This is a genomic window from Marinobacter sp. ST-43 (genome assembly GCF_030541085.1).
In the GTDB taxonomy this organism is placed as follows: Bacteria; Pseudomonadota; Gammaproteobacteria; order Pseudomonadales; family Oleiphilaceae; genus Marinobacter; species Marinobacter nauticus.
Genome location: NZ_JASSVO010000012.1, coordinates 56,248 through 79,606, shown reverse-complemented (window position 1 = coordinate 79,606; position 23,359 = coordinate 56,248). Strand labels below are relative to the sequence as shown.

General features: G+C 57.1%; 24 protein-coding genes and 1 pseudogene. 9 read left to right on the top strand and 16 right to left on the bottom strand.

Annotated elements, in window-relative coordinates:
* Window positions 1-60 precede the first annotated feature (60 nt).
* Window positions 61-2,268 carry a DUF1631 domain-containing protein gene (locus tag QPL98_RS14160; RefSeq protein ID WP_023011512.1) on the top strand — a complete coding sequence of 736 codons (2,208 nt, stop codon included), beginning with the start codon at window positions 61-63 and terminating at the stop codon, window positions 2,266-2,268.
* Between the two features lie 35 nt (window positions 2,269-2,303).
* Window positions 2,304-3,038: a TonB C-terminal domain-containing protein gene (locus QPL98_RS14155; RefSeq protein ID WP_223268842.1), complete on the top strand. Its 735-nt coding sequence runs from the start codon at window positions 2,304-2,306 to the stop codon at window positions 3,036-3,038.
* An 8-nt stretch (window positions 3,039-3,046) separates the two neighbouring features.
* On the opposite strand, the gene grxD is transcribed toward QPL98_RS14155, so the two are convergent.
* Window positions 3,047-3,373, bottom strand: coding sequence for a Grx4 family monothiol glutaredoxin (gene grxD, locus QPL98_RS14150; RefSeq protein ID WP_014420735.1), 327 nt, complete (start codon window positions 3,371-3,373; stop codon window positions 3,047-3,049).
* Between the two features lie 200 nt (window positions 3,374-3,573).
* Here grxD and argF point away from each other — a divergent pair, with 200 nt between their 5' ends.
* Together argF and QPL98_RS14140 are read left to right on the top strand one after the other, a co-directional pair.
* Window positions 3,574-4,488, top strand: coding sequence for an ornithine carbamoyltransferase (gene argF, locus QPL98_RS14145; protein ID WP_023008850.1), 915 nt, complete (start codon window positions 3,574-3,576; stop codon window positions 4,486-4,488).
* A 3-nt stretch (window positions 4,489-4,491) separates the two neighbouring features.
* On the top strand, window positions 4,492-5,568 hold the full coding sequence (locus QPL98_RS14140; protein WP_303293484.1) for an ABC transporter ATP-binding protein: 1,077 nt from the start codon (window positions 4,492-4,494) through the stop codon (window positions 5,566-5,568).
* Window positions 5,569-5,571: 3 nt separating this feature from the next.
* On the opposite strand, the gene glpK is transcribed toward QPL98_RS14140, so the two are convergent.
* The 3 genes from glpK to QPL98_RS14125 form a co-directional block, all read right to left on the bottom strand.
* Window positions 5,572-7,053 (bottom strand): glycerol kinase GlpK, encoded by a 1,482-nt coding sequence (glpK, locus tag QPL98_RS14135; RefSeq protein WP_303293483.1) that lies wholly within the window; start codon window positions 7,051-7,053, stop codon window positions 5,572-5,574.
* 244 nt (window positions 7,054-7,297) lie between these two features.
* Window positions 7,298-8,869 (bottom strand): ATP-binding protein, encoded by a 1,572-nt coding sequence (locus QPL98_RS14130; protein ID WP_303293482.1) that lies wholly within the window; start codon window positions 8,867-8,869, stop codon window positions 7,298-7,300.
* 58 nt (window positions 8,870-8,927) lie between these two features.
* A complete protein-coding gene (locus QPL98_RS14125; RefSeq protein ID WP_303293481.1) occupies window positions 8,928-9,662 on the bottom strand; it encodes a response regulator in 735 nt (244 codons plus the stop codon).
* A 242-nt stretch (window positions 9,663-9,904) separates the two neighbouring features.
* Here QPL98_RS14125 and QPL98_RS14120 point away from each other — a divergent pair, with 242 nt between their 5' ends.
* Together QPL98_RS14120 and QPL98_RS14115 are read left to right on the top strand one after the other, a co-directional pair.
* Window positions 9,905-10,666 carry a GNAT family N-acetyltransferase gene (locus QPL98_RS14120; RefSeq protein WP_303293480.1) on the top strand — a complete coding sequence of 254 codons (762 nt, stop codon included), beginning with the start codon at window positions 9,905-9,907 and terminating at the stop codon, window positions 10,664-10,666.
* Window positions 10,667-10,681: 15 nt separating this feature from the next.
* On the top strand, window positions 10,682-11,500 hold the full coding sequence (locus QPL98_RS14115) for a 1-acyl-sn-glycerol-3-phosphate acyltransferase (protein WP_303293479.1): 819 nt from the start codon (window positions 10,682-10,684) through the stop codon (window positions 11,498-11,500).
* Here QPL98_RS14115 and QPL98_RS14110 read toward each other — a convergent pair.
* The 5 genes and pseudogenes from QPL98_RS14110 to QPL98_RS14090 all read right to left on the bottom strand — a co-directional run bounded on the left by QPL98_RS14110 (window position 11,460) and on the right by QPL98_RS14090 (window position 16,285).
* A complete protein-coding gene (locus QPL98_RS14110; RefSeq protein WP_011785787.1) occupies window positions 11,460-11,936 on the bottom strand; it encodes a peptidylprolyl isomerase in 477 nt (158 codons plus the stop codon). The two genes, QPL98_RS14115 and QPL98_RS14110, sit on opposite strands and share 41 nt — an antisense overlap.
* Window positions 11,936-14,149 (bottom strand): acetyl-CoA hydrolase/transferase C-terminal domain-containing protein, encoded by a 2,214-nt coding sequence (locus QPL98_RS14105; RefSeq protein ID WP_303293478.1) that lies wholly within the window; start codon window positions 14,147-14,149, stop codon window positions 11,936-11,938. The genes QPL98_RS14110 and QPL98_RS14105 overlap by 1 nt, the downstream gene beginning before the upstream one ends.
* 140 nt (window positions 14,150-14,289) lie before the next feature.
* Window positions 14,290-14,643, bottom strand: a complete 354-nt coding sequence (locus QPL98_RS14100) for a hypothetical protein (RefSeq protein ID WP_011785789.1) — start codon at window positions 14,641-14,643, stop codon at window positions 14,290-14,292.
* 233 nt (window positions 14,644-14,876) lie between these two features.
* Window positions 14,877-15,761, bottom strand: a pseudogene (locus QPL98_RS14095) (aldo/keto reductase); the annotation flags it as partial.
* A 302-nt stretch (window positions 15,762-16,063) separates the two neighbouring features.
* Window positions 16,064-16,285 (bottom strand): helix-turn-helix domain-containing protein, encoded by a 222-nt coding sequence (locus QPL98_RS14090; RefSeq protein ID WP_248182416.1) that lies wholly within the window; start codon window positions 16,283-16,285, stop codon window positions 16,064-16,066.
* A 115-nt stretch (window positions 16,286-16,400) separates the two neighbouring features.
* Here QPL98_RS14090 and QPL98_RS14085 point away from each other — a divergent pair, with 115 nt between their 5' ends.
* From QPL98_RS14085 to QPL98_RS14075, 3 genes are read left to right on the top strand one after another with little or no spacing between them, the layout of a single operon-like run.
* Window positions 16,401-16,952: a hypothetical protein gene (locus QPL98_RS14085; protein WP_248182414.1), complete on the top strand. Its 552-nt coding sequence runs from the start codon at window positions 16,401-16,403 to the stop codon at window positions 16,950-16,952.
* A complete protein-coding gene (locus tag QPL98_RS14080) occupies window positions 16,949-18,349 on the top strand; it encodes a DEAD/DEAH box helicase (protein WP_303293477.1) in 1,401 nt (466 codons plus the stop codon). The genes QPL98_RS14085 and QPL98_RS14080 overlap by 4 nt, the downstream gene beginning before the upstream one ends.
* Window positions 18,346-18,471 carry a hypothetical protein gene (locus QPL98_RS14075; protein WP_303293476.1) on the top strand — a complete coding sequence of 42 codons (126 nt, stop codon included), beginning with the start codon at window positions 18,346-18,348 and terminating at the stop codon, window positions 18,469-18,471. The genes QPL98_RS14080 and QPL98_RS14075 overlap by 4 nt, the downstream gene beginning before the upstream one ends.
* A 136-nt stretch (window positions 18,472-18,607) precedes the next feature.
* Here QPL98_RS14075 and QPL98_RS14070 read toward each other — a convergent pair whose 3' ends face one another.
* From QPL98_RS14070 to QPL98_RS14040, 7 genes are all read right to left on the bottom strand, one after another.
* A complete protein-coding gene (locus tag QPL98_RS14070) occupies window positions 18,608-19,081 on the bottom strand; it encodes a hypothetical protein (protein ID WP_303293475.1) in 474 nt (157 codons plus the stop codon).
* A complete protein-coding gene (istB, locus tag QPL98_RS14065; protein WP_011786423.1) occupies window positions 19,068-19,823 on the bottom strand; it encodes an IS21-like element helper ATPase IstB in 756 nt (251 codons plus the stop codon). The genes QPL98_RS14070 and istB overlap by 14 nt, the downstream gene beginning before the upstream one ends.
* A 14-nt stretch (window positions 19,824-19,837) precedes the next feature.
* Window positions 19,838-21,382 (bottom strand): IS21 family transposase, encoded by a 1,545-nt coding sequence (gene istA, locus QPL98_RS14060; RefSeq protein WP_011786424.1) that lies wholly within the window; start codon window positions 21,380-21,382, stop codon window positions 19,838-19,840.
* A gap of 170 nt (window positions 21,383-21,552) precedes the next feature.
* The gene (locus tag QPL98_RS14055) at window positions 21,553-21,837 is read right to left on the bottom strand and encodes a DNA-binding protein (RefSeq protein WP_303293474.1); all 285 of its coding nucleotides are present in this window, start codon (window positions 21,835-21,837) and stop codon (window positions 21,553-21,555) included.
* A gap of 324 nt (window positions 21,838-22,161) precedes the next feature.
* A complete protein-coding gene (locus QPL98_RS14050) occupies window positions 22,162-22,539 on the bottom strand; it encodes an antitoxin Xre-like helix-turn-helix domain-containing protein (protein ID WP_291825418.1) in 378 nt (125 codons plus the stop codon).
* Window positions 22,539-22,778 (bottom strand): hypothetical protein, encoded by a 240-nt coding sequence (locus tag QPL98_RS14045; protein WP_291825417.1) that lies wholly within the window; start codon window positions 22,776-22,778, stop codon window positions 22,539-22,541. Before QPL98_RS14045 ends, QPL98_RS14050 begins: the two co-directional genes overlap by 1 nt.
* Before the next feature lie 152 nt (window positions 22,779-22,930).
* Entirely contained in the window at window positions 22,931-23,260 is a 330-nt protein-coding gene (locus QPL98_RS14040; RefSeq protein WP_303293473.1) for an HNH endonuclease family protein, read from the bottom strand.
* Window positions 23,261-23,359 lie beyond the last annotated feature (99 nt).

Genomic DNA, 23,359 nt, shown 5'->3' with positions numbered 1-23,359 from the left:
AGAACAGACAAGAATCAGGCTCGGTCATGTATCCGGTTGAGGCGTAAACAGGAGTCGGCCATGAACAAGCAGTCCGGCATACATTACCTCCGCGAGCACAGGGAAGCGGCAAGCACCCGACCGGTTCCTGCGGAGGTAGCCCGCATCCGCGACACCGTTGTTGCGGGGCTGGGTGATTTGTTGCAGGGGGCTTTCGATGCCGTCGATGATTCACTCTTCGAACTGGCCAACAATGCCCGCAGCAACAATGAACAAAACCGCTACTTCGAAGCCATGCGCGAGATTCGCATCAAGCGCAAGGGTGTAGAGCGTCATTTTCAGAATACGGTTGCCCAGTTCTTTGCCAACCCGCCCCATGCCGGCCAGCTTCCTTCAACCGAAGCCAGCCCGCAGGCCAGTGCCGACACTCTTTCGCTGGTTGGCAATGACGACCTGGAAGAACAGGTTGCCTTCAACGCCATGACCACCAAGGCCAAGGCGCACTTCCAAGGCCCTTTACTGCAATTGCAGGCCCGTTTTACCGAGATCTATCCGGACGCCACCGAGCAGGAGCCAGTCAACCCGATGGCACCGGAGCACCTGTGCAGCGCTTTTACCGAAGCGATTCAGGCCCTCGATATCCAGATTCGCGAACGGCTCATCCTGCTCAAGCAATTTGACCGTTACGTGATCTCCAACCTGGGCATGCTCCTGGATGAAGCCAATCGCATTCTGATCCAGGCCGGCGTTATCCCGAACTTCCGTTATCACGGCAAGAAGAACCAGAGCCAGAAGCCATCTGCAACGGCAGACAGCTCTGCCGAAAGCCCCAGCGAGGCGACTGCCGGCTACGATCAACGCCCGGAAGACACCGTACTGTTTGACCAGATCCGTCAGATGCTGGCTCTGCAAAGGTCCAATGCCGGCATGCCCCCACGCAGCGCCGATCCCTCTCTGAGAGTGGTCGGAGGCCGGGAACTGGCGGATATGCTCAACGCCATTCCGCTTCAGCAAAACTGGCCGGAAACAGACGACCTTAGCACGGGTGAGCCCGTAACCGTCGACCTGCGCCAGGTCGTTCAGCAACTGCTGGCCAAGGCCGACGCTCAAGATGGTCGCCAGCCCGCACTGAATGAAGTGGATGAAGATCTGATCAATCTGGTCTCCATGCTGTTCGAGTTCATCCTTGATGACTACAACCTGTCCGCCCCGGTTCAGGTGCTGATCAGTCGCCTGCAGATTCCGATTCTGAAGGTTGTGATCAAGGACAAGAGTTTCTTCAGCAAGGCAACCCACCCGGCCCGCAAGCTGCTCAACTCCCTCGCCCGCGCGGGCATTGGCTGGAGCAGCAGCGATGAGAAAACCCGAGACAAGCTGTACGGTCAGATACACAACGTGGTGCAACGAATCCTCAATGAATTCGATGGCAACATTCAGTTGTTCGAAACCCTGAACGAAGAATTTGAGCAATTCCTGGAGCGAGAAAACCGTAAGGCCTCCCTGGTGGAACAGAGAACACGAGAATCGGAACGTGGTCGCATCAAATCCCAGAAGGCCCAGGAAGAGGTGGACCGGCTGTTACGGGAAAAAGTATCCCGTTACCGGCTTCCGGACTCGGTCAGCGATATTCTGATGAATGGCTGGAGCCGGGTTATGTTCCTGGCCTACCTGAAGGACGACACCGAACACCGCTGGCACGAAACAGCACGGGTCGTGGATGACCTGATCTGGTGCCTGCACCCCCATGAAGAAGATGAAGAGCGTGACCAGTGGGTTCGGGTTGTGCCCGGTCTGTTGAAATCACTGCGGGCAGGACTTGAGGAAGTCTCCTACAACGCCACCCGGCTTGATCAGATGATGGGGCACCTGAAGCATGAGCTGGCTGAGGCCTTCCGGACCAACGCCGCCATCGAAGCCCGTCAGGATGCACCGTCGGATGCCGAAGACGAAGCCCCGACCGTGCACCAGACCGCCGTTGAACGGCAACAGGAACTGGAAGATGCTGCGATTGCCGAATATGTGGCCAAGCTCGACACTATCGAAATTGGCAACTGGGTGGAGTTCCGCCTGGTCAACGGCACCAGCTTCCGCTGCAAGCTCTCAGCCATTATTGATGAAGCGGACTGCTTTGTGTTCGTCAACCGTATGGGCCTGAAAGTCATTGAGAAAACCCGTGTTGAGCTGGCTCATGAGATGCGCCGTGGCCGCCTGACGCTGCTCGAACAGGGTGCCTTGATTGACCGGGCCCTGAATGCCGTCGTGGGCAACCTGCGCACAAAAACCGCCTGATATAGATGCCGGACACGGGTTTTCGTTCACCCTCAATGCCGGCATCCTATCGGCTCCTGCTAGCGGTTTCCCTGGCCATACTGGCTCACACTCTGGTACTGGCCGGGCTTCCATCGCCTCTGAAGGAGGCCCGGGAACTGACTCACCGGCTGGTTTTTACGCTGACAACCCCGGCGGCCGTCCCGACACCAGAGAGCGTGGCAAGCCCGGAACCGCCAAAGCCCAGGCACTCCGAGTTCGAGATCCCGCCGGCCGAGCCGGTGGTAACCTCGACAGAATCTACCTTCAGTGCTCCGCCCGAATCGCAAACCGTCACTGCGACACAGCCAGATTCCCCGAAGCGGACAACCGAAAGCACCCAAACCCGGGCAACATCCTTCGAATCCCCTGCATCAGTTGCTACACCTGCATTGACTGCACGTGCAAGCGAGGCCGTAGAAACGCCGGAGCCAGTAAAGCAAAAGACTGAGACTCCCGATGAAAGAGACCCTTTTGTCGCAAAACTCTCAAGTCATTTGTCGGAATATCTCTTCCGAGAGACGATTAGGGTGCCTGTAGACTCGGAGGGATCAAAGACATGGATAGCAGAAATAGAACTCAGATTAATGGGAAATGGCGCGGTGACGGGCGCGAAAATCGTTAAATCAACGGACCTAAAGGATGTAGACGCCGCAATATACCGGGCGGCTTTAGAGGCAAGCCCCTATCCCGCTCCAGAGAGCGGGATAGGAGGTCGTTTTACGATAAAGCTTAAATACCGTTACGAGTAGCAGAATGATCAGGCCTCGGCCTGACCCGCAGCATCCTTGACCATCTTGGCCAGCTCGCCACTTTCTGACATTTCCAGAACGATGTCGCAACCACCCACCAGCTCACCGTTGATGTAGAGCTGCGGATAGGTTGGCCAGCTGGAGTAGACTTTCAGGGCCTCACGCAGTTCCTGATTGTCGAGAATGTTCACAAACGCAAAGCGCTCACCGCACGCCATCAGAGCCTGAACAGTACGTGCCGAGAAACCGCACTGCGGGGCTTGCGGGGTGCCCTTCATGTAAAGAATAACCGGGTTCTCTTCAAGTTGGCTCTTGATGGTTTCATTGATGTCCATGAACTCATACCTCTGGTTGGGAGTCAGCTTTGCCGCCAAACGGCAGTTGAACCTATTGTACACGGGTGCCTCAGGCCTCAACAAACCGTCCGTTTTGACCCAGAACAACAGCACCGCGCCCGGCGTTGTTTTCAGGGTAGCGACGGGCTAGACTTGTTGGCTTTTCCGAACGGGCAGTTTGCTTGAAACAGGGGCCTTTCATGGCAGCAAGACATTTTCTGACACTGAACGACATGACCACGGCGGAACTGGAAGATCTGCTCGATCATGCTTCCAAATTACGCAAAGAGTGGCGTTCAGGCCAGACCAGGGACACCCTTAAAAACCGGGTGCTGGCAATGATCTTCGAAAAATCGTCCACCCGGACCCGGGTTTCCTTCGAAGCCGGCATGACCCAGCTCGGGGGTAGCGCCATGTTCCTCTCGCCCAAGGATACACAGCTTGGCCGCGGCGAACCGATCGAGGATTCTGCCATTGTGATCTCCAGCATGGTCGACGCGGTGATGATCCGTACCTTTGCCCACGAAACGGTCGAGCGCTTTGCCACTGCCTCCAGCAAGCCCGTGATCAACGCTCTCACCGACGAATTCCACCCCTGCCAGCTGCTGGCCGACATGCAGACCTATCGGGAGCTTCGCGGCAGCATCCGTGGTGCCACCGTGGCCTGGATTGGTGACGGCAACAATATGTGCCACTCGTACATAAACGCTGCAGAGCGTTTCGATTTCCACCTGAACGTTGCCTGCCCAGAGGGTTACGAACCGGATCAACAGCTGATCGAACAGCATGCTGACAGGGTGACCGTTGTGCGCGCGCCAGAAGAGGCAGCACGAGGCGCCCAACTGCTGGTCACCGATGTCTGGGCTTCCATGGGCCAGGAAGACGAGCAGAAAGCCCGGGAAAAAGCCTTCCGCAGCTATCAGATCAACCCGGCTCTGATGGCTCAGGCCGACAAAGACGCCCTCTTCATGCACTGCCTGCCCGCCCACCGGGGTGAAGAGATTTCGGCAGACATGATGGACCACGAAAGCTCGGCAGTCTGGCATGAGGCGGAAAACCGGCTGCATGCCCAGAAAGCCTTGCTGGAATTCCTGATTCTCAATCGTCTGGACTGATCCATGCCCGAAGCCCTGGTGCCCCCCGCAGACTGGCTGCTGGAAGTAAACAATCTGTCCTGTGGCTACCGCGGTGATTCCGTCGTCAAGGACGTCAGCTTTGCCCTCAGCCACGGTGATATTGGCTGCCTGCTGGGCCCCAGCGGCTGTGGCAAGAGCACCATTCTCCGGGCGCTGGCTGGCTTTCTGCCGATTTCCCGAGGTGAAATCCGCCTGCAGTCACAGGCCATCAGCCTGCCCGGGCGGGCACTGCAACCGGAAAAGCGCAAGATTGGCATGGTGTTCCAGGACTATGCCCTTTTTCCGCACCTGAGCATTGCCGATAACGTCGGCTTCGGTCTCAAGTCATTAAGCAAAGCGGAACGTCGACAAAAGGTCATGGAGTTGCTGAACCTGGTGCACCTCCAGGACCTTGCAGACAACTATCCCCACGAACTGTCCGGCGGCCAGCAACAACGGGTGGCCCTGGCCCGGGCACTGGCACCAGAGCCAACACTGATCCTGCTGGATGAGCCTTTCTCCAACCTGGACACAGATCTGCGCCGCCGGCTGAGCCTGGATGTGCGGGAAATCCTCAAGACCCTCGGCATCAGCGCCATCCTGGTTACCCACGATCAGCAGGAAGCCTTTGCCATGTGTGATCAGGTGGCGGTTCTCCGGGACGGGCAGATTCAACAGTGGGATGTGCCCTACAACCTCTACCATGAGCCGGCGAACCGGTTCGTGGCCAGTTTTGTCGGGCAAGGTGGGTTTATTCCCGGCAAGGCCCTGGGCCCTGACACCATAGAATCGGAACTGGGCGTCATCCATGGCAACCGGGCCTACAAATGGCAACCAGGCACCCTGCTGGACGTCCTGATCCGGCCGGACGACATTGTTTTCGATGAAGACTCAGAGCTGAAGCCAAAGGTGGTGGAAAAAACCTTTGCCGGAACCTCCACGCTCTATCGTTTCCGGTGTTCAGAAGACACTGAATTTGAGGCCCTGTTCCGGAGCCACCTGGATTTCAATCTGGGTGAGCACGTACCGGTCCGGGTGGAGGCTGATCATCTGATCGCCTTCGAACGAACCGGCCACTGAACCTCAGTGATTACAGACCCGCTCAACAGCATCCAGCCAGCCGGCATAGAGTGATTCCCGAAGCCCCGGCGCCATATCCGGCCGGAACTGGCGCTCGCATTCCCAAAGCGACGTAATCTGCTCCAGGCTATCGAAAACCCCGGTCTGCAAACCCGCAAGATAGGCCGCCCCGAGAGCCGTGGTTTCGGTCACACTTGGCCGATCAACCGGCACATTGAGAATGTCAGATAAAAACTGCATCACCCAGTCGTTCACGGCCATGCCTCCGTCGACCCGCAGCGATTCCAGCCGGGCACCATCGTTGCGAATGGCGCGCACCAGATCCTTGGTCTGGTAACACACCGACTGCAAACCCGCCGTGACAATCTCGGCGATGCCGGTATCACGGGTCAGCCCCAGGATCGCACCCCGGGCGTTCGGGTCCCAGTGTGGCGCCCCCAGGCCGGTGAACGCGGGGACCAGATACACCGGATTATTCACACCGACCGCAGCCGCATGCTCGGCCGATTCCCGGGCATGGGATATCAGCCGAAGCCCATCTCTAAGCCATTGCATGGCGGCACCGGCAACAAAAATACTGCCCTCAATGGCATAACAGGGTTTGCCGTTGAGGCGGTAGGCAACCGTCGTCAGCAACCGGTTTTCAGAACGCAGAGCCTGCTGACCGGTGTTGAGCATCAAAAAACAGCCGGTGCCATAGGTGCTCTTGGCCATTCCCGGCTCAAAACAGGCCTGGCCGATCAGGGCCGCATGCTGATCACCGGCAATACCGGCAACCATCACCGAAGCGCCCAGGCATTCAGGTTCCGTCAACCCGTACTCTGCTGCACTGTCGAAGACCTCCGGCAACAGAGCGGCAGGCACCCGAAACAACTTGAGCAGTTGAGGATCCCATTCCTGGGTATGGATATTGAACAGCGCGGTGCGGGACGCATTGGTGGCATCGGTACGATGGTGCTTGCCGCCGGTCAGATTCCAGAGCAACCAGGTATCAATGGTGCCAAAGGCCAACTCACCGGCTTCCGCGCGCTGGCGGGCACCGTCAACGTTGTCCAGAATCCACGCTATCTTGGTGGCAGAGAAGTAGGGATCAATCAACAATCCGGTGCGGTCAACCACCAGGGATTCGTGGCCATCCTGGCGCAACTTGGTACACCAGGACGCGGTACGGCGATCCTGCCAGACAATGGCGTGATGAATCGGCTGCCCCGTCGCCCTGTCCCAGATCACAGTGGTTTCCCGCTGGTTGGTAATGCCGATGCCTGCGAGGTCAGATGCCTTGATCTTGCCGTTGTTCAGCGCTGCACGACAGACCGCCAGCGTACTGTCCCAGATTTCCATGGCATCGTGCTCAACCCAGCCATCTTTGGGGAAGTACTGGTGAAACTCCTGCTGGGCAACGGCTACCTGAGCGCCTTTGTCATCAAACACGATGGCGCGGGAACTGGTGGTACCCTGGTCTATGGCAAGCAGATATCGGGACATCAAAACCTCCTGTTGTTTTCAGGAGATTCTAACAGGACGGAGATCGAGCGGTGTGACGCGGCGCGGAAATAAAAAAAGGGCCGGAAAAACCGGCCCTCAAATGACGAATGAAACAAGGAAAGTTCGTAAGAACTACAACCTCAAAAGTCATCCCTTACGCTTTGAAGTATTACCCAGGGCTGCAGAGGGTTCAGTTGTGGTTGTGTAGAGCTTTGTTACATCAGGTGAGGCACCGAGCACTGGTTCACAAATCCGGGTGTGCGGGCTTCAGGCGCGGCCAGACCAGGCTGAACCGGGCTCCGCCCAAGACATCACTGCGGCCCACAAACGCCTGCCCACCGTGCCAGTACAGAATCCTGCGAACAATGGACAGGCCCAATCCGTAGCCGCCTGAGGTGCGGGTACGACTGTCATCAAGCCGGGCAAAGGCGGTGAACACCTTCTCCCAATCTTGTTCCGGAATGCCCGGACCATCGTCTTCCACATCAATCCGGCAATTATCTTCATCCAGATGGCAACTCACCCGCACACGGCCTGCGGCATAGCGCGCGGCATTGCCGACCAGGTTCTGAACCGCCCGGTGAATGTAACGAGGCTCAATATCGGCCTGTGCCCAGCGCTCCGAGGCTTCGTCAATCTGACACTCAATGTCGACTCCCTCCCGGATCAGCCGCTGTTCGGAGACAACCTGCCTGACTATATCCGTGACCGAGCCCTCCCGGAGACTGAACACCGGCCCGCCCTGCTCCAGCCGGGCATAGGTCAGGATCTCGTCAATCAGTTCGTCGAGCTCCTGGATGTCGCCATCAATGCCCTCGAGCTGCTTTTCGAGCACTTCCTGGGTACTACCGGATTCAATCATCTGGACGCCGAACCGGATACGGGCCACCGGCGTTCTCAGTTCGTGGGAAACCGCGTGAATCATTTCCCGCTGCACCTGCACCAGGCGCTGGATATGTTCCGCCATTCCATTGAACGAAGCCCCCAGCCGGGACACGAGCGTGCCCTGCTCGGATTCCACCCGGGCTCCCATCTCACCCCGGGCAATACGAATCGCTACCGACTCAACCTTGCGCAGATGACTCTCTACAAAACGCAACGCAAGAAACAGGGCCACTGCCAGCACGCCCCCGACAACAGCGGTCAGCAGCAAGATAATCGGCCAGCCCCAGGGATTGAAGGGGGGAGGCAATGTCACCACAACCAATGCGCCTTCCGACAAACGAACCAGCGCCCTGGCACGGTTATCACCGTGTTCAAAAATCGCCAGCCCGGTGTCGCCAAGCCGCTCAAGCGCCTGCTGATCCGGCAGATCCTCGGCCTTCTGAACCAGACGGATATCGAGATTCAGAGACTCTGCCAATTGCTGCGCCACATCCGCACGCTGAGCCGCAGGGCTGGTATCCAGATGCCAACGTACCATCAGCGAGATTGCCCGGGCCAGATCCCGGTAGGGTTGCTCCAGATGTATGCCGAGCACCTCGCCACCGAGGCCACGGACATAATAGCCATAGCCGCTATCGGTTGACTGCGCCACCACCTGCCCGTAACCCAGGCGTTCAAGCGCAACCGGGGAAAGCCCGAAGTCGGCCGCAACGCCACTGCGCAGGTCAAACATCGGGGCCATCCAGTGATACTGACTGAGCGGATCCGGAGCCGCGGCCAGCCAACGCATAACCGGTGTCATGGCCTGCTCATGCCAGTATTGTTCGCGAACGGAGTTGATGCCATTAAAGAGCAGGACGCACACCAGCACGACCGCCGCCGCAATGGCCGCAATACGAGCGTAGGCTTTCAGGAAAAAATTCAGGGACATCGGGCCAACCCTGGTAACCGGCGTTGCCACCTGCGGGGCGGCAACGCCTCAGGCGCGATCAGGCTTCCTTGACGAACAGGTAGCCCTTGCTTCGAACAGTCTTGATACGGCGCGGGTGGATGGGATCATCACCGATTTTCGGGCGAATCCTGGACACGCGAACGTCAATGGAACGATCCTGCCCGTCGTATTCGATGCCCCTGAGTGCGGTAAAAATCTCTTCCCGACTCAGCACTCGCCCTGCGTTACTGGCCAGAAGCCAAAGCAAATCGAACTCAGCACTGGTGAGGTCGATACTTTCGTCACTCAACCAGGCCTCACGCATGGAACGATCAACCACCAGGTCGTTGAACTGCAAACGCACCGGCTCCTCCCCGGACGTCTCCTGCCCGGTGACTGGCGAAGTTTCCACACGGCGCAACATGGCTCGAATCCGGGCCAGCAGGACGCGCGGTTGGACCGGTTTGCCAATGTAGTCATCCGCGCCCATTTCCAGGCCCAGGACCTGGTCCAGGTCGTCTGTCCGGGCGGTGAGCATAATAATGGGGCCATTGAAGAACGGCCGTACCCGCCGGCAGATGGACAGACCATCTTCGCCAGGCAGCATCAGATCCAGAACCACAAGATCAGGCTGCTCGTTGCGGATCCGCTCAACAGCGGCTCCCCCGTGGGTTTCCAACGACACTGTCAGGCCATTGTTCTCAAGGTACTCGCGGGTCAGATCCGCAAGCCGCTCATCGTCCTCTACGATCAGGATTCGCCAACTCTCGTTTGTTTGTTCCACGCCATCCATCTCTGATTATTTTATTCCGGTTTCAGGGTTGTACACCCGACGATACAGGCAACGTTCAGTTACAACAATTATACATGCTATTCAGAAATATACATGGAACCGCCAAAGGGTTACAGCCTGTGACACATATCCGTTTTCCTGAAAAGGGTCTCGCACTGTCACAGAGACGTCACTCCGGCGTCACCCATCTGTCATACCCGCTTCATAGCCTTGACCTGAAACAGAAACACAGAGGCCAAGCCATGACTGCAACCACCGCGAGCCTTCAACCCCGCCGGGGCCGTAACCTGAGCACCGAACTGACCCGTGACCCGGAGCTCATAGAAGCGGCCCAGCGCCTGCGTTACCGGGTGTTCTCCGAGGAGTATGGCAGCGATCTCGGCGCCACAATCCCGGGTATTGATGCCGATGCTTATGATGCGGCATGCGATCACCTGATCGTCACCGACGCAGACACCGGTGAACCGGTGGCCACCACCCGCATACTTCACCAGGACGATACGGCTTCCGTTGGCGGCTTCTACTCCCGAGGCGAGTTTGATCTCGCGGCTCTGGAAGCCCTGCCTGGAACACTGGCTGAACTCGGCCGCACCTGCGTGCACCCGGACTACCGCAATGGCGGCACCATCACGCTGCTGTGGTCAGCGGTGGCGGAGTACCTGGTGCAACGCGACGTTACCCATCTGATCGGCTGCGCCAGTATCAGCATGGCCGACGGCGGGGCAAAAGCCTGGCATGTGGCCCGGCTTCTGCAACAACAGCATCTGTCTGAGCCGCATTGCCGGGTAACGCCAAAGCGCCAACTGCCACATCTTGCCCATCCGGAATCAGAACGCTCTGTGGACATACCGCCTCTGATCAAGGCGTACATGCGCCTGGGCGCAAGGGTCTGTGGCGAGCCTTGCTGGGACCCTGAATTCCGCTGTGCCGACATGCTGGTGCTGCTGGAGGTCAGTAACCTGGCCGGCCGCTACAGCCGGCACTTCCTGCGCCGCCCCGCCTGATTCGGAGGATTGCCGATGAGCTGGCTTCGACTGAGCTTTCGCTTAGCAATGTTTGCAGGCTTCCTTGTCGGAGCCTGCGCGCTGGCGGCTTTGCTCCGGATCTCCGATCTGGCCAGGACCAGACCGGTGGACAGGAATCCCTGGGCCACAATCTGTTTTCGGAAGGCATGTCAATGCCTGGGCTGGCAGGTTCAGGTTTATGGCCAGCCCTGCCCGGAAAACGCCCTGTTTGTCGCCAACCACATCAGCTGGTCAGACATCCCGGTTCTTGGCAGCATCACGCCCATGCGGTTTCTGTCAAAAGCGGAAGTAGGTCAATGGCCGGTGATCGGCTGGCTGGCCCGGCAGGCCGGCACGCTGTTCATCAAACGTGGCGGCGGTCAGGCCAGAGCTATCAAAGCCAGTATCGCGCAATGCCTGCAGGCTGGAGAATCGGTGATGGTCTATCCCGAGGGAACCACCAGCACCGGGGTAGCCGTATTACCCATGCACGGACTGTTGATGAGCGCCGCCCGGGACAGCAGCACGGCCATACAGCCAGTGTCCATCGGCTATCGGCGAGAACGGCGCCCTGACGCACTGGCGCCCTTTGTGGGCGATGACAGTTTCCACTGCCATCTTTTCAGGCTGCTGCGACAGCCGCCGGGGCAGATCATCGTAATACTGCATCCGCCCCTTGGACCGGATCCGGATCTATCCCTGAATGAGCTGACCGGGAGCATACACCAGCAGATCAGCCAGGGCCTCGCACGCATTCACTCGGGCGAGTTCGACCAGGTACCCGAACGCCCTCTCAGAACAGCGGGCGACCCTGAGCTACCTCGTCTTCAGTAGCCTCGCGACGACCCACAATTTCCAGATCAAAATAGAGGGTAAAACCGGCTAAAGGGTGATTGGCATCCACTTTGACCAGGTTGCCGTCTATCGCCACCACCTGTACCACCTGGGCCTGATCGCCGGAGTTAGTCTGGAACTTCATGCCCACATCCAGGTTTTCAACGCCCTCAAACAAGGAACGGGGCACCTTGCGCACCAAGTCCTCGCGGTATTCGCCATAGGCCATTTCCGGTGGCACGGTCACTTCCAGGCAATCACCTACGTTTCGGTCTTTCACCGCCTCCTGAATGCCGGCAATGATCTCGGGGCTGCCGTAGATAAAGTGCAGAGGCTCGCTGCCTTCAGACGTATCCACCAGCTCACCGATGCGGTTCTTGAGCACGTAATGGACGGTAAAAACATCCGGCCGGGTGTTCGGGTTATCGGCTTGCATCAGCTGTTTTCGCTTCCTGTCTTTGTCGCGGGTTCAAGTTGCTGCAGGCCATGTATCACCAGTTTGCGATCCAGCTTCTCCCGAATGCCTGAGGGGTTGTTCAACCCCATGCGTTCGAGCAGCACCGCGTACTGGCCAGTATCGTCTTCAGCCCGGATGGCCTGCCAAAGGGTCGCCAGTTTACCACGGGGAGTGGCGGTTGCGGCTTTCAGTCCTTTAAGGGCTTTCCCCAGGGTCAGCTCCTCATCGGTGAAATCCCGGCCGAACGGGAACGCCGGGAACCAGTCGCCCTTACCGGGTGCAGCCAAAGCCTGGCGAACCGACGCCGGCGTATTGTTCTGCCAGTCCGCAGGCAAGCGGAAATCGTCACGGACCTTGCCCGCCTTCTGGGCCTGTTTCAGCAAATCCGCCTGGAAACGGGAATCGGCAATACGGATCAGCGCCAGGAACACATCTTCGTCGGACCGCCCCCGCAAATCGGCAATGCCGTACTCGGTGATCACAATGTCCCTGAGATGTCTTGGAATGGTGCAATGGGCATAGTTGAAGACAATGTTGGACACTACCTGCCCACCCGACATGCGGGTAGCTCTGAGAGCCAGGATGGAGCGCGCCCCGGGCAACTCATGGGCCATCGAAACAAAGTTGTACTGCCCCCCCACACCACTAACCACGCGACCATCATCGAGCCCGTCTGACACTGCCGCGCCATTGAGGGTGTACATCATCGCAGAGTTGATAAACCGACCGTGCAAACGCTGGGCGGCTTTGAGCTTCTGATCTCCGAAACGGTGATCGTAAAGGTGGTTGATGAAATTGACACTGGTCATGCAGATCTTGTCACGCTGCTCTGGCGACAGATCTCTCAGAGCCTGGTAGAAGGCCTCCGGCCCCACGTAGAAGCCCCCGTGCATGGCAATACCACCGCTGAGCCTTGAACCAAGACCCACGGCCGCCAGCGCCTCACGGGTCTGATCCTGGCTGAGATCTGCTTCTACAGCGTGATCTTCACTCAGGCGCAGGCGCCCGCCACGGAATTCCACTGTGTCCCGAAGAATGCCGTACTGAATCAGCCAGTTGACATCCCGCGCCCGCAATGGCGAGTCGATCAGCCCTTCCCGGACCAGCACATCCAGCATATCCAGCGACGGCGTCACGGTAATCTCGCCCCGGTTGATCAGAGTCTGCAAGCCGGCATGATCAAATACTTCCCGCTTCAGGATGCCCTCCTGCATCAGATACAGGAAGCCATCCACCATCATTTCACTACAGCCATACAGGCCGGTCTCGAACGTACCGGTACCGCCGCAGCTGTCAACCACAGGGAACCTGGATCCCACATCCAGGTGGTCATAAACTGCGCGCCAGGCATCATTGTGCTTGTGGCGCAGAATGGCGTTGTGAACCAGCGAGGCTCCCAGTGAACCGATGCCAACCTGAAGGGTTCCGCCATCCTTCAACAGGCAGCTGGCGTAGAATCCGATGAGGTGATCAGACGGACTGATGGCCATCTGAGGAGCCGAGAATAACGGATAGTCTGTGGATGGATGACTGAAGAGAAGATCAAACTGCTGTTCCTCGACGGCTGCATGGTGGCCAAACCAGGGCAGGTACTGATTGATTTCAGCCACCATGGCCACCGGTACCCCCTCCTGTTCACGCTCCCGCAGCAGCGGCAGGATATCGAGCGACAGGTCCGGGTTACAGCTAAAGCTCACCTGGCCCGGAAAACCATTGGGCTCGCCTGGGGAAACCATCTGCCCCACCACATTCACACCCTGCGCCATCAGATCGCGAACGGCATGGGTGTAGTTGGTGCATACATAGTTTCGCTGCTGGTTGCGATTGTTCAGGTAGCTGCCAGCTTTGAAGAAAAATTCAGACACCTGGACATTGCTTGGCAAGCGGTTATTGGCGACATCACGGGCATAGGCCAGTTCCGGAATATCGCCAAACAGGCGCTTGGCGAAGGGCCCCATGAAACGTTTTTCCAGTGAAGAACTGCCCTCAGGCGCTAACAGGGAGAGCGCGGTCACAATATGCAGCTCAACGTCCGGATCATCCTTGGCACGCTGATAGAGCGCATTCACAAACCTCACCGGCTTGCCAAGACCAAGCGGCAAGCCCAGGGTAATGCGCTTGCCAACCCGTTCAATCACCCGATCAACACACCGTTCTGCGTCGTCGCAATAGACTCCGTTCTCTGCTGCCATTACCGGCTCCTCGTCGCTTGAGAATCTCAATTAAGGTGGATGATCACACGGCAGATTCAAGCTGACAATGCGTCAGGTCATGACATTTTGACAAAGCGGAAGGTCGGGAGAAAGATGGCGGGCACGCCAGGGAACAGCGGTCAGAACTTCCAGCGCAGGTTCAGGCAGGCACCTTCGTTCAACAGGGCGATGCCGTGATCAGGCTGAGCCGGATCGGAAGCATAGGTCTTTTCAGCAGTGCGGGAGCGGCTGAGGCTCAGGCTGAGCAGACGGGAGCCGATAGCGGTAAGTGCATCGCTGCGGTCGTCTTCATAATCGCCGGACATCCATTCCTGAAGTTCGTAAACATCCTCCGCCGTCGTCATTTCGTCGCGCTCGGCCATCATGCGCTCGGAAAGCATCGGTTCCGACAACATGGGCTGCGCAGCGTCAGCCCGCATCGCAAAGGCGACGCTATTCAGGGCTAGAAGGACGACGAACAGGCGAAGAATCATGGCAACAGGAAATCCGGTATCGACATTGGCTTTATGTAATTCACAATACCAAAGTCTAATGATTGCGACGAAGATTGGTGTGATTTTGCACACAATTTCGCCAGCGTTCCGTCGCCTGGCACCAGCTTTTTTGTCAATAAATGATCACTTATATTGCAGTATGTAACGACCCTGCCGCTGGTCGGAGCGGCAGGATCGCACCTGGCTACTGCAAGCCCCTGTTCATACAGTCTTCAAGGGCAGGGATAGGTGAACTCGGCATGGATCGCCTCGATGGCGGACACGAGGTCGGGGCTCAGAGTCACACTGGCTGCCCCGATGTTCTCCCTGAGCTGCTCCATGGTGGTTGCGCCAATGATGTTACTGGTTACGAACTCCCGACTGTTCACCCAGGCCAGTGCCAGTTGGGCCGGCGTGAGACCATGCTGGTGAGCCAGCTCAACATAGGCTCTCGTGGCGTCCGCCGCCCGGTCATTGGTGTAGCGACTGAATCGCTCGTACAGTGTCAGTCGGGCCTTTTCCGGCCATTTCCCCCCCAGGTATTTGCCGGTCAGCATGCCAAAAGCCAGTGGTGAATAGGCCAGCAGGCCAGTGCCTTCACGATGGGCAAACTCCGCCAGCCCCGCTTCAAAGGAACGGTTCAACAGGTTGTAGGGATTCTGGATAGAGACCACCCGGGGCCAGCCACGCTGCTCCGCCAGGCGCAGGTACTGCATCGTGCCCCAAGGCGTCTCGTTGGAAAGCCCGATGTGCCTGACCTTGCCGTCACGCACCAGTTCATCCAGCGCCTCCAGGGTTTCCTCAATGGGCGTCATCTGCTCATCGGGATTGCGAGCATAACCAAGCTTGCCAAAGAAGTTGGTGCTCCGGTCCGGCCAGTGCACCTGATAAAGATCGATGTAATCCGTCTGCAGGCGCTTCAGGCTGTCTTCACAGGCAGAACGGATATGCTCCCGGGTCAGCCTCGGGCCACCGCGCAAATACCCGAGGCCATTGCCCGGCCCGGCCACCTTGCTGGCGATCACCAGATCATCACGCCGGCCACGGCGGGCCAGCCAGTTGCCCAGATACTGCTCGGTCAGGCCCTGGGTTTCTGATTTAGGTGGCACCGGATACACGGCGTATGGCTAAGAAAAGTAGCTCCAAAAACACAAAGTGATTTTATGTCATTGTTTTTTAATACCTAAAACAATCAGATTACTTTTTTAGAATACATCTCAGAGCAATTTTGTATTTTTAGCGCTATTTTTTCTGCAATTTAGGCCATTAAAAGACATTTTCGAGAGCTCTTACGACGCGCGTCGTTCAACAAAGGATAATACTCCAATGAACACCGCGACTAAGGAAACCGAACCGATCCTGCCCATTCAAGCAATGGCAAACTAACTGATCGCTGGTGAACCGCACAAAACTCTCCACATTACTTACCGTCATCAGGTATCAAGTCTTTCGGCGAGCACTTCAAGCAACGAGCAAGCATGTAGATTTTTTCGATCGTGATGTTTACCTCCCCCCTCTCAACCCTTCCCACATAGCTCCTATCTATCCCCGATTCGTGCGCTAACCGCTCCTGGGAGAGCCCTTTTGATTTTCGAATTGCACGTAGATTCCGTCCAAACGCCACACAAACCGGTGAGCCCATTTCTTGCCCTCACAAAAGGCAAGACTATGGTTTCTTGAGGCGTGAGGGGCCACGGCATATACTACCCATTTTATAGGGTCGACCAGATCGACACACAGACCAACTGGGCCTTTGGATGGAAAATTTACAGTCATTGCAAGTCGATAAGACGCTGATCGAACTGTTGCGGAAGCAATCAAACGCTCCTTTCTCGACCACTGATCTTCGGGATCTGTATGTGCTTCAGATTTCAGAAGGTCAGCGACCAGGTCGCAACCAGCTCCGAAAATATATCTATAGAGAACTATTGCGACTGGAATCAGCCAAGCTGATTGAAAGACACCACGGATCAACCGGCCGCGGGTGCAAATTCATTTTCTGCCCAGAGCGTTCAAATGTTCAGCTTGAGGATAGGCCGTCGCCGTTTGAAAGCCGTGATCATGATACTGAGTCGACGATGGATGGAGAAACGCAGCGGGCCCTGCAAGAAGAGCTTTCCCAAAGAAGAGTTGAACTTGTCGCCAGCATTGGGGAAGCGGAGGAATATCAACGTCTCTATAACAAATACCCCGCGCTTCGAAGCGCTGTGAAGGAGCAATATGTGGAGTCGCGGGAGAGAAGCACGAAACTTCTTGGGCAACTTCGCGCGGTTGAGTCTGTGATCACCAAGATTGGCCTTCCCTCATGATGAAACTCCGCGCTTGGCAGAGCGAGTGCATTGCTCAGGCCCTGTTATCCTTTGAGCGTCAATCCCATTTCCTGTGCCATGCAACACCAGCAGCTGGAAAAACCGTGATGGTGGCTTCTTTGGCCAAGGCACTGTTTGAGCAAGACAAGATTGATTTTGTTGTATGTTTTTCCCCTTCGCGAGCGATATCCCAAGGCGTTGCCACAACTTTCAGCCAGATTCTTGGAAGAACTTTTAATGGGCAAATTGGTGCTGCCGGCGGGTCGTATACTTACCAGTCGATGGCTACGCTACCTAAGGATCTTTGGCGCGTTTTGAACGATCACCGAGTGCTTGTAGTCTTGGACGAGATTCATCATTGCTCCGGGAGTTACTCAGACAATTTGGCGCTTGGTAACAGTTGGGGGCGAACCATACTAGACCGGATTCAGGGTCATGCGTCCTTTACCATCGCATTATCTGGAACACCCTGGAGGACAGACGATACACCTATAGTGTTGGCGCGATACTCCCAGCCTGACGGCGAGCTCCATTGCGACTATGAATATGGCCTCAGGCGAGCTGTTGCAGATGGCGTATGCCGAGCCCCAAAGGTCGTGCTCACCGACAACCGAGAAATCCACCTGAAATCTTCTGAAATCGGCCTTAAAACCTATTCGAGCATCCGTGAAACCATCAAGCACGGCCATATTTCTTATCCCGACTTTCTTTTTCGAGATGAGGTAATCGACCACACACTTTCGGAAGCATCAGACAAACTATCAGAGATTCGACATCGAACCCCCAATGCCGGCGGTTTAGTTGTCGCGGCGACCGTCGCGCATGCAGAACATATTGCGACCAGACTCACAGCTCTGGGCGAAAGGGCCGCCGTTGTCAGCTGTCGAACACCAGACGCCCACGAAATAATCGATAGGTTCAGGGTGTCCAAAGATCGCTGGATCATCTCGGTGGGTATGATTAGCGAAGGAACCGACATCCCTCGACTCCAAGTGTGCTGCCATCTCAGTAGAATTCGAACAGAACTCCATTTTCGGCAGGTCCTCGGTAGAATCCTTCGGCGCCAAGCGGACGAACCGCCTGACGTTGGAGGTTGGCTCTACGTACTTGCAGAATCGAGCCTGACCGAGTTCGCACGTAGAATTAGCGACGACCTTCCAGAGCAAAACGTGGTTTCGTTTTCACCAAAATCGTCAAAGCAAAACTCGGATGCCGCCTCGGAGTATGCGGCTCTAGCGAAAGACGGTGAAGCTTCAGACTGGGACGGCAGTATCGATGTGAGTGGCACATGGCTTTCTGGACCTGATCAAACAGAGCAAAAGGAAAAAACGGAGCTTTCTATGAGCAATCATTATTGGAGTGAGATTCTGTCGCTGTTCGAGGATCGGATCGTGTGACCCTTTACTCAGAAATGATTGCCGTCAATACCTATTATGCCCGCGAGTTCGCTGGTCAGGACGACCTGAACTCACCGCCGGCAGGGATGCCAGGCGAGCGCGACACCTGCACAGTGGTGTGACACGCCAGGGAGAGGCCTGGTTTCGACTTACCCTTCACCACCGACACTTTTCCTCTCCAGCGCAACTTCATCCAGAAATATTAAAACCCAATCGGCGATTTTCCTCGACTCTCTCGTCTCAGACGTGGAACAGTCGTCAACCATTCTCGCCCTTGCTTTCAAGTGCAATAATTCGCTTCATCAACTCTTCATATGTTGAGTTTTCTCTGAGTTGATTCACCTCGGCTTCAAGTGTGATTGCCTGTCGTTCGAACTGATAGCGGGCTTCATGCGACTGCTTTAACTCTTCCGCCGACTCAAGAAGTCGCTGCGTGGTCTCTGCCAGTCGCTGTTCTAAATCTTCAATGATGGTGTTCGCATCCAAAATCTCGGCTTCTATTTCTGACCTCAACTGTTTGAGCTCACGAGATGTCTCTGAGACCTGTCTTTGTGCTGCTTTCAAAGCACCTTCATAGAGCTGAACTGTCAGTGGGCGGACCTGTTCTATTAGATTGCTCTCAAGCTGCGTATTCCGGCGAACGTGACCGGTCATTCCGGGGATCGTGACCGGTTTGCACACGGCCATCACGCTGGAGTCAGTTTTGTACTCTGAGCGGTCACGATGGGTCAACCGATTCCGTGTTTTGTGCCTTGGCTTTTCTTAGTGATTCTCCTTTTAGATTGAGTCGGTGAGCGCCGTGCAGAAGCCGGTCCAGAATGGCGTCTGCGAGTGTGGCGGAGCCGATGTAGTCGTGCCAGTGTTCGGTTGGTAACTGACTAGCGATCAGGGTTGAGCCTCTTCCGTGCCGATCCTCAATCACTTCCATCAGATCCTGTCGTTGTTGCACGGTGACCTTCTGCATCCCCCAGTCATCCAGGATCAGCAGGTCGGTTTTCAACAGTTGGTTCATCAGGCGGGCGTAACTGCCATCGCCGTGGGCGATGCGCAGCTGTTCGAACAGGCGCGGTACCCGCAAGTAACGGACTGAGAGCCCCTGCCGGCAGGCCTGGTTGCCCAGGGCGCACGCCAGCCAGGTCTTGCCGCAACCGGTAGGCCCGGTGATGCACAGGTTCAGGGACTGGCGGATCCAGTCACAGCTGGCCAGCCCCGCCATACGGGAGCGCTCCAGCCCTCTCGGGTGGCGGTAATCGATGTCTTCCACGCAGGCCGAGACCCGCAACCGGGCCGCCTTCAGCAGCCGTTCCAGGCGGCGGTTTTCCCGGTGCAGCACCTCCCGGTCGATCAGTAAGGCCAGGCGTTCCTCGAACGCCAGGTCGTGGGTGTCGGGCTGTGCCCGCTGCTGTTCCAGGGCATCGCACATGCCGGTCAGTTTGAGTTGGCGCAGGGCGTCGAGGGTGTTTTGAGTCAACATCAGTTTCTCCGGGATCAGTGGTAGTAGCGGGGGCCGCGAACGTTGGTGTGTACTGGCAGCTCTGTCAGTTCCGACTCCTCCTCGGCCAGGGGTAACGGGAGCTGATCCAGCCCCTGTTTCAGGATCGAGCTGATGCTCTGGTAGCTGGCCGAGTTGATAGCTAGTGCTCGACTACAGGCCTGCTCCAACCGGTCACGGCTGTAACGTCGACTCAGGTTCAACAGCCCCAGGCATGATCGGTAGCCATGCTCCGGATGAGGGCGATCCTTAAGCTGTCGCTGTACCACGTCGAGCGTGGCGGGACCGATGTCACTGGCCCAGTTCAGGAACCGTCCCGGTGACCAGTTCTGATGGGCCTGATGGGACTTGGGCATGTGCTCGGTCAGGGTCACGAAGCGGCTCTTGCCGTGGCGAGGATGCAGGGCTACCCGTTGTCCTTTGTGCATGACCTCAACGGACGTATCGGTCACCCGAACATCCAGCTTCACACCCACCAGGGCGTGAGGCACGCTGTACAGGCGTTTGTCGATCTCGATGTGGTAGTCGATGCCCGGTCGTGCCTTGCGCCACTCGGCGTAGACGTAGGACGTTGCCGGCAGTGGCCTGAGTGCAGGTCGGTCCAGCGCTTCGAACAGGCTCTGGCGGCTCTCGGAGCGCCCCTGGAACGGGCGCTGGTTCAGTGCCGGTAGCAGGTCTGCAATCGCCGAGTTCAGTTCGGCCAGTGAGAAGAACGTTCGGTGACGCAACCGGGCCAGGATCCAGCGTTCAACCAGCAGCACAGCGGCTTCGGCCTTCGCCTTATCCTTGGGCTTGTAGGGGCGGGCCGGTAAGACCGCCGTCTGGTAATGGGTTGCCAGTTCCGCGTAGGTCTCGTTGAGCTGGGGCGTGTATCGGTCTGCCTTGGTGACCGCTGCCTTGAGATTGTCCGGAACCAGCAGTTCCGGCACACCACCGTAGAACGCCAGCATCCGCTGGTGGGAGGCGATCCAGTCCGGCAGGCTCTGGCTCCAGGTGGCCTCGGCGAAGGTATAACTGGACGCGCCCAGCACAGCCACAAAGACCTGGGCCTTACGCATCTCGCCGGTGCTGCGGTCCACCACCGGCACGGTGGGACCGCAGTAGTCGATAAAGATCTTCTCGCCGGCCCGGTGGACCTGGCGCATGCTGCGCCGCTGCCGGCCGCGCCAGAGCCGGTAGTGATGGCAAAACTGACTGTACCGGCGGGCCTTGTCGCCGTGGCGTTCGACGTACTCAGCCCAGAGCAATTGCAGGGTGACGCCCTTGGTCTTGAGTTCCTGGTGGACCTGGAAGTAGTCGGGCTCAGCAAATCGAGATGGGGGTGTCTTGGCCGGGAAGAGCTGGGCTTCCAGTCGTGCCTCGTCCGTGCCTTCCGGCAACGGCCAGGTGATGCCCTGCGCGGTGGCCAGGCTGACATACTTGCCGACCACGCCCTTGGAGAGTCCGCAGGCACGGGCAATGCGCTCATGGCTCAGGCCCGCTTCGTACTTGAGGCGCAAGACCTCGATGATCTGTCGCATGGAAATCCTCGCTGCCGGCATCCGCCCTTCCTCGTGATGAAAAAGGAAGGGGTATGCCGGATAAAGTTGAAGAATTCCAGCGTGTTGGCAATGATTCCGGAGGAACGTGACCGGGGATTCCGGCATCGTGACCAGCGATTCCGGAAAAACGTCCAAAATCGGTCACGATAAAACGGAATGAGCGGTCACGATCACCCGGAACAGGCGGTCACGTTCAAACGGAATGGGCGGTCACGATGGGCCGGAATATGCACAAGCTCGGTAACCAGATCTTCTAGCTCGGCAGGTAGGCGAAGATCGGCGTTGTTGTCCACCTTGTCTCTGCTGGCGTATTCGTCCCAGACAGACTTTAGGCGTTTGGGGTCTCCTGCCCCAAGAATTCGGCGGAGCCCATAACCAGTAATGTTTTTGCCAGAAGTTTGCAGTTTTTTACCTGTCTCAATGATCTCTTCATTCGAAATTTCCGCTGGTCGCATCAGTCATGCCTCCAAAAAGAACGCCTTTGATTATACGAAGAAAGAAAGAAAGAAAGAAAGAAACAAAACAGCCCGTTCGTAACTGGCGTAGAGGGTGAGGTCAGGTTCAATGCGGACCAGGGGAAAATAATCGGAGACATCGACTTATTCCAGCCGACCGAAAAATCAGGACGTTTCCGGGTGATTCTCGCCGGCTACTGTCCAGGTACTATCAGGTTCCTGAACGCTGTGCCAAAACGGTTTTAGTCGTCGCGAGAGGAGGAATGCACAGAGCCCCAAGGCCAGTGATGCATGGGAAGTATTATTCTCGTGCTCGTTATCTGGTTACCCCGTACGCTTTGCATCAAAGTAGCGTCGAGCTTCCATAAGATGCCTCATGGAACCTCGCGCCAGAAAGTCCAAGGCAGACGTTCCAGCGAAAGGAGCATCACAGGTTTCCAGGCGCATCCGGCGATTGGCGCGTTCGGCCGTTGGGTACATGGCTCTCAAGGATCTGTAGATGCCCAGGATGTAGCTGATGCGCTCCAGGGTATCCGGTGGGAGCTTAATGTGCGGCAATTTCTGATACTCGGTCAGCGTGCTCTGGGACACACCGCCGAGCATCTGCATCATTTCTTCCTGTGTGCAGTCCCACTCACTGCAGATACCAAAGAATCCTTTGAGCGCAACATGCCCTTTGGCTTCTTCGTCATCGAGGGCCATTATGATTGCCCTTGCTTGGGCTGATCTCGATCTTCCATAAAGTCGTCACTGACGCCTTCCGAGTCAAAATACTCATCCCAAACCGGGTCGGTTGGCCGGTCATAACGTTTGACGGAACCCTTGAGGCGCTCCAGCGGGGTTAGTTCTTGAGCCAGCGGCTGCGCCAGCTCATCGGCATGGGCGGTATGGGCATCGAGGCCGTCCAGGAGCTCTTTTTCGGTTGGGCACTTTGTTGTCATGGTCTGATGTACTCCACATCTATTTCTCTGCTAAACAAGAATGGGCAAATTCAACCGATAAAACTACATAGTGTCGGTACGATTCCCAGATTAGCACCAATTAGTAACGCAAATTATTAATTGATACTAAGCGGCACACCAGAGCGACCAACTCAACGGCGACACTTCTCGAGAAACTCTTGAAACCAGGCCGACTCCGCTGTCGAGGGTTTGAGATCATACCGCTTCACCACCCGAACAAACCGGGCCACATAGCCACACTGACCCGCCGGTGGCAGCCATTCGTCCGGCCCTTTAGCGCCCTTGCTCCGATTCAGGCTCGCCTCAACCGGCAGCAAGTTCACAGGATCATTAGCAAACCGCAATCGCGTCTCTCCGGGCCACTCGCGAGCTCCGCGATCCCAGGACCAGGCAAGCGGCACCGCGTGATCAATGTCAATGTCTGAGGCATTTTGGATGACGTTGCCGGTAAAAGAGCTCACCCAGCGACCGCTAATCACGCGACAGCCACGATCCGCCGCAAAGCGAACCTGGGTGGTGGAGCTGGCTACTAGAGCTTCGGCCCGACTGTCCCGACAGTC

Bases quoted from the DNA above. Each gene is read 5' to 3' on its own strand.
- QPL98_RS14160 (WP_023011512.1), top strand. From the start codon at position 61: ATGAACAAGCAGTCCGGCATACATTACCTCCGCGAGCACAGGGAAGCG.
- QPL98_RS14155 (WP_223268842.1), top strand. From the start codon at position 2,304: ATGCCGGCATCCTATCGGCTCCTGCTAGCGGTTTCCCTGGCCATACTG.
- grxD (WP_014420735.1), bottom strand. From the start codon at position 3,373: ATGGACATCAATGAAACCATCAAGAGCCAACTTGAAGAGAACCCGGTT.
- argF (WP_023008850.1), top strand. From the start codon at position 3,574: ATGGCAGCAAGACATTTTCTGACACTGAACGACATGACCACGGCGGAA.
- QPL98_RS14140 (WP_303293484.1), top strand. From the start codon at position 4,492: ATGCCCGAAGCCCTGGTGCCCCCCGCAGACTGGCTGCTGGAAGTAAAC.
- glpK (WP_303293483.1), bottom strand. From the start codon at position 7,053: ATGTCCCGATATCTGCTTGCCATAGACCAGGGTACCACCAGTTCCCGC.
- QPL98_RS14130 (WP_303293482.1), bottom strand. From the start codon at position 8,869: ATGTCCCTGAATTTTTTCCTGAAAGCCTACGCTCGTATTGCGGCCATT.
- QPL98_RS14125 (WP_303293481.1), bottom strand. From the start codon at position 9,662: ATGGATGGCGTGGAACAAACAAACGAGAGTTGGCGAATCCTGATCGTA.
- QPL98_RS14120 (WP_303293480.1), top strand. From the start codon at position 9,905: ATGACTGCAACCACCGCGAGCCTTCAACCCCGCCGGGGCCGTAACCTG.
- QPL98_RS14115 (WP_303293479.1), top strand. From the start codon at position 10,682: ATGAGCTGGCTTCGACTGAGCTTTCGCTTAGCAATGTTTGCAGGCTTC.
- QPL98_RS14110 (WP_011785787.1), bottom strand. From the start codon at position 11,936: ATGCAAGCCGATAACCCGAACACCCGGCCGGATGTTTTTACCGTCCAT.
- QPL98_RS14105 (WP_303293478.1), bottom strand. From the start codon at position 14,149: ATGGCAGCAGAGAACGGAGTCTATTGCGACGACGCAGAACGGTGTGTT.
- QPL98_RS14100 (WP_011785789.1), bottom strand. From the start codon at position 14,643: ATGATTCTTCGCCTGTTCGTCGTCCTTCTAGCCCTGAATAGCGTCGCC.
- QPL98_RS14090 (WP_248182416.1), bottom strand. From the start codon at position 16,285: ATGGGCTCACCGGTTTGTGTGGCGTTTGGACGGAATCTACGTGCAATT.
- QPL98_RS14085 (WP_248182414.1), top strand. From the start codon at position 16,401: ATGGAAAATTTACAGTCATTGCAAGTCGATAAGACGCTGATCGAACTG.
- QPL98_RS14080 (WP_303293477.1), top strand. From the start codon at position 16,949: ATGATGAAACTCCGCGCTTGGCAGAGCGAGTGCATTGCTCAGGCCCTG.
- istB (WP_011786423.1), bottom strand. From the start codon at position 19,823: ATGTTGACTCAAAACACCCTCGACGCCCTGCGCCAACTCAAACTGACC.
- istA (WP_011786424.1), bottom strand. From the start codon at position 21,382: ATGCCGGCAGCGAGGATTTCCATGCGACAGATCATCGAGGTCTTGCGC.
- QPL98_RS14055 (WP_303293474.1), bottom strand. From the start codon at position 21,837: ATGCGACCAGCGGAAATTTCGAATGAAGAGATCATTGAGACAGGTAAA.
- QPL98_RS14050 (WP_291825418.1), bottom strand. From the start codon at position 22,539: ATGGCCCTCGATGACGAAGAAGCCAAAGGGCATGTTGCGCTCAAAGGA.
- QPL98_RS14045 (WP_291825417.1), bottom strand. From the start codon at position 22,778: ATGACAACAAAGTGCCCAACCGAAAAAGAGCTCCTGGACGGCCTCGAT.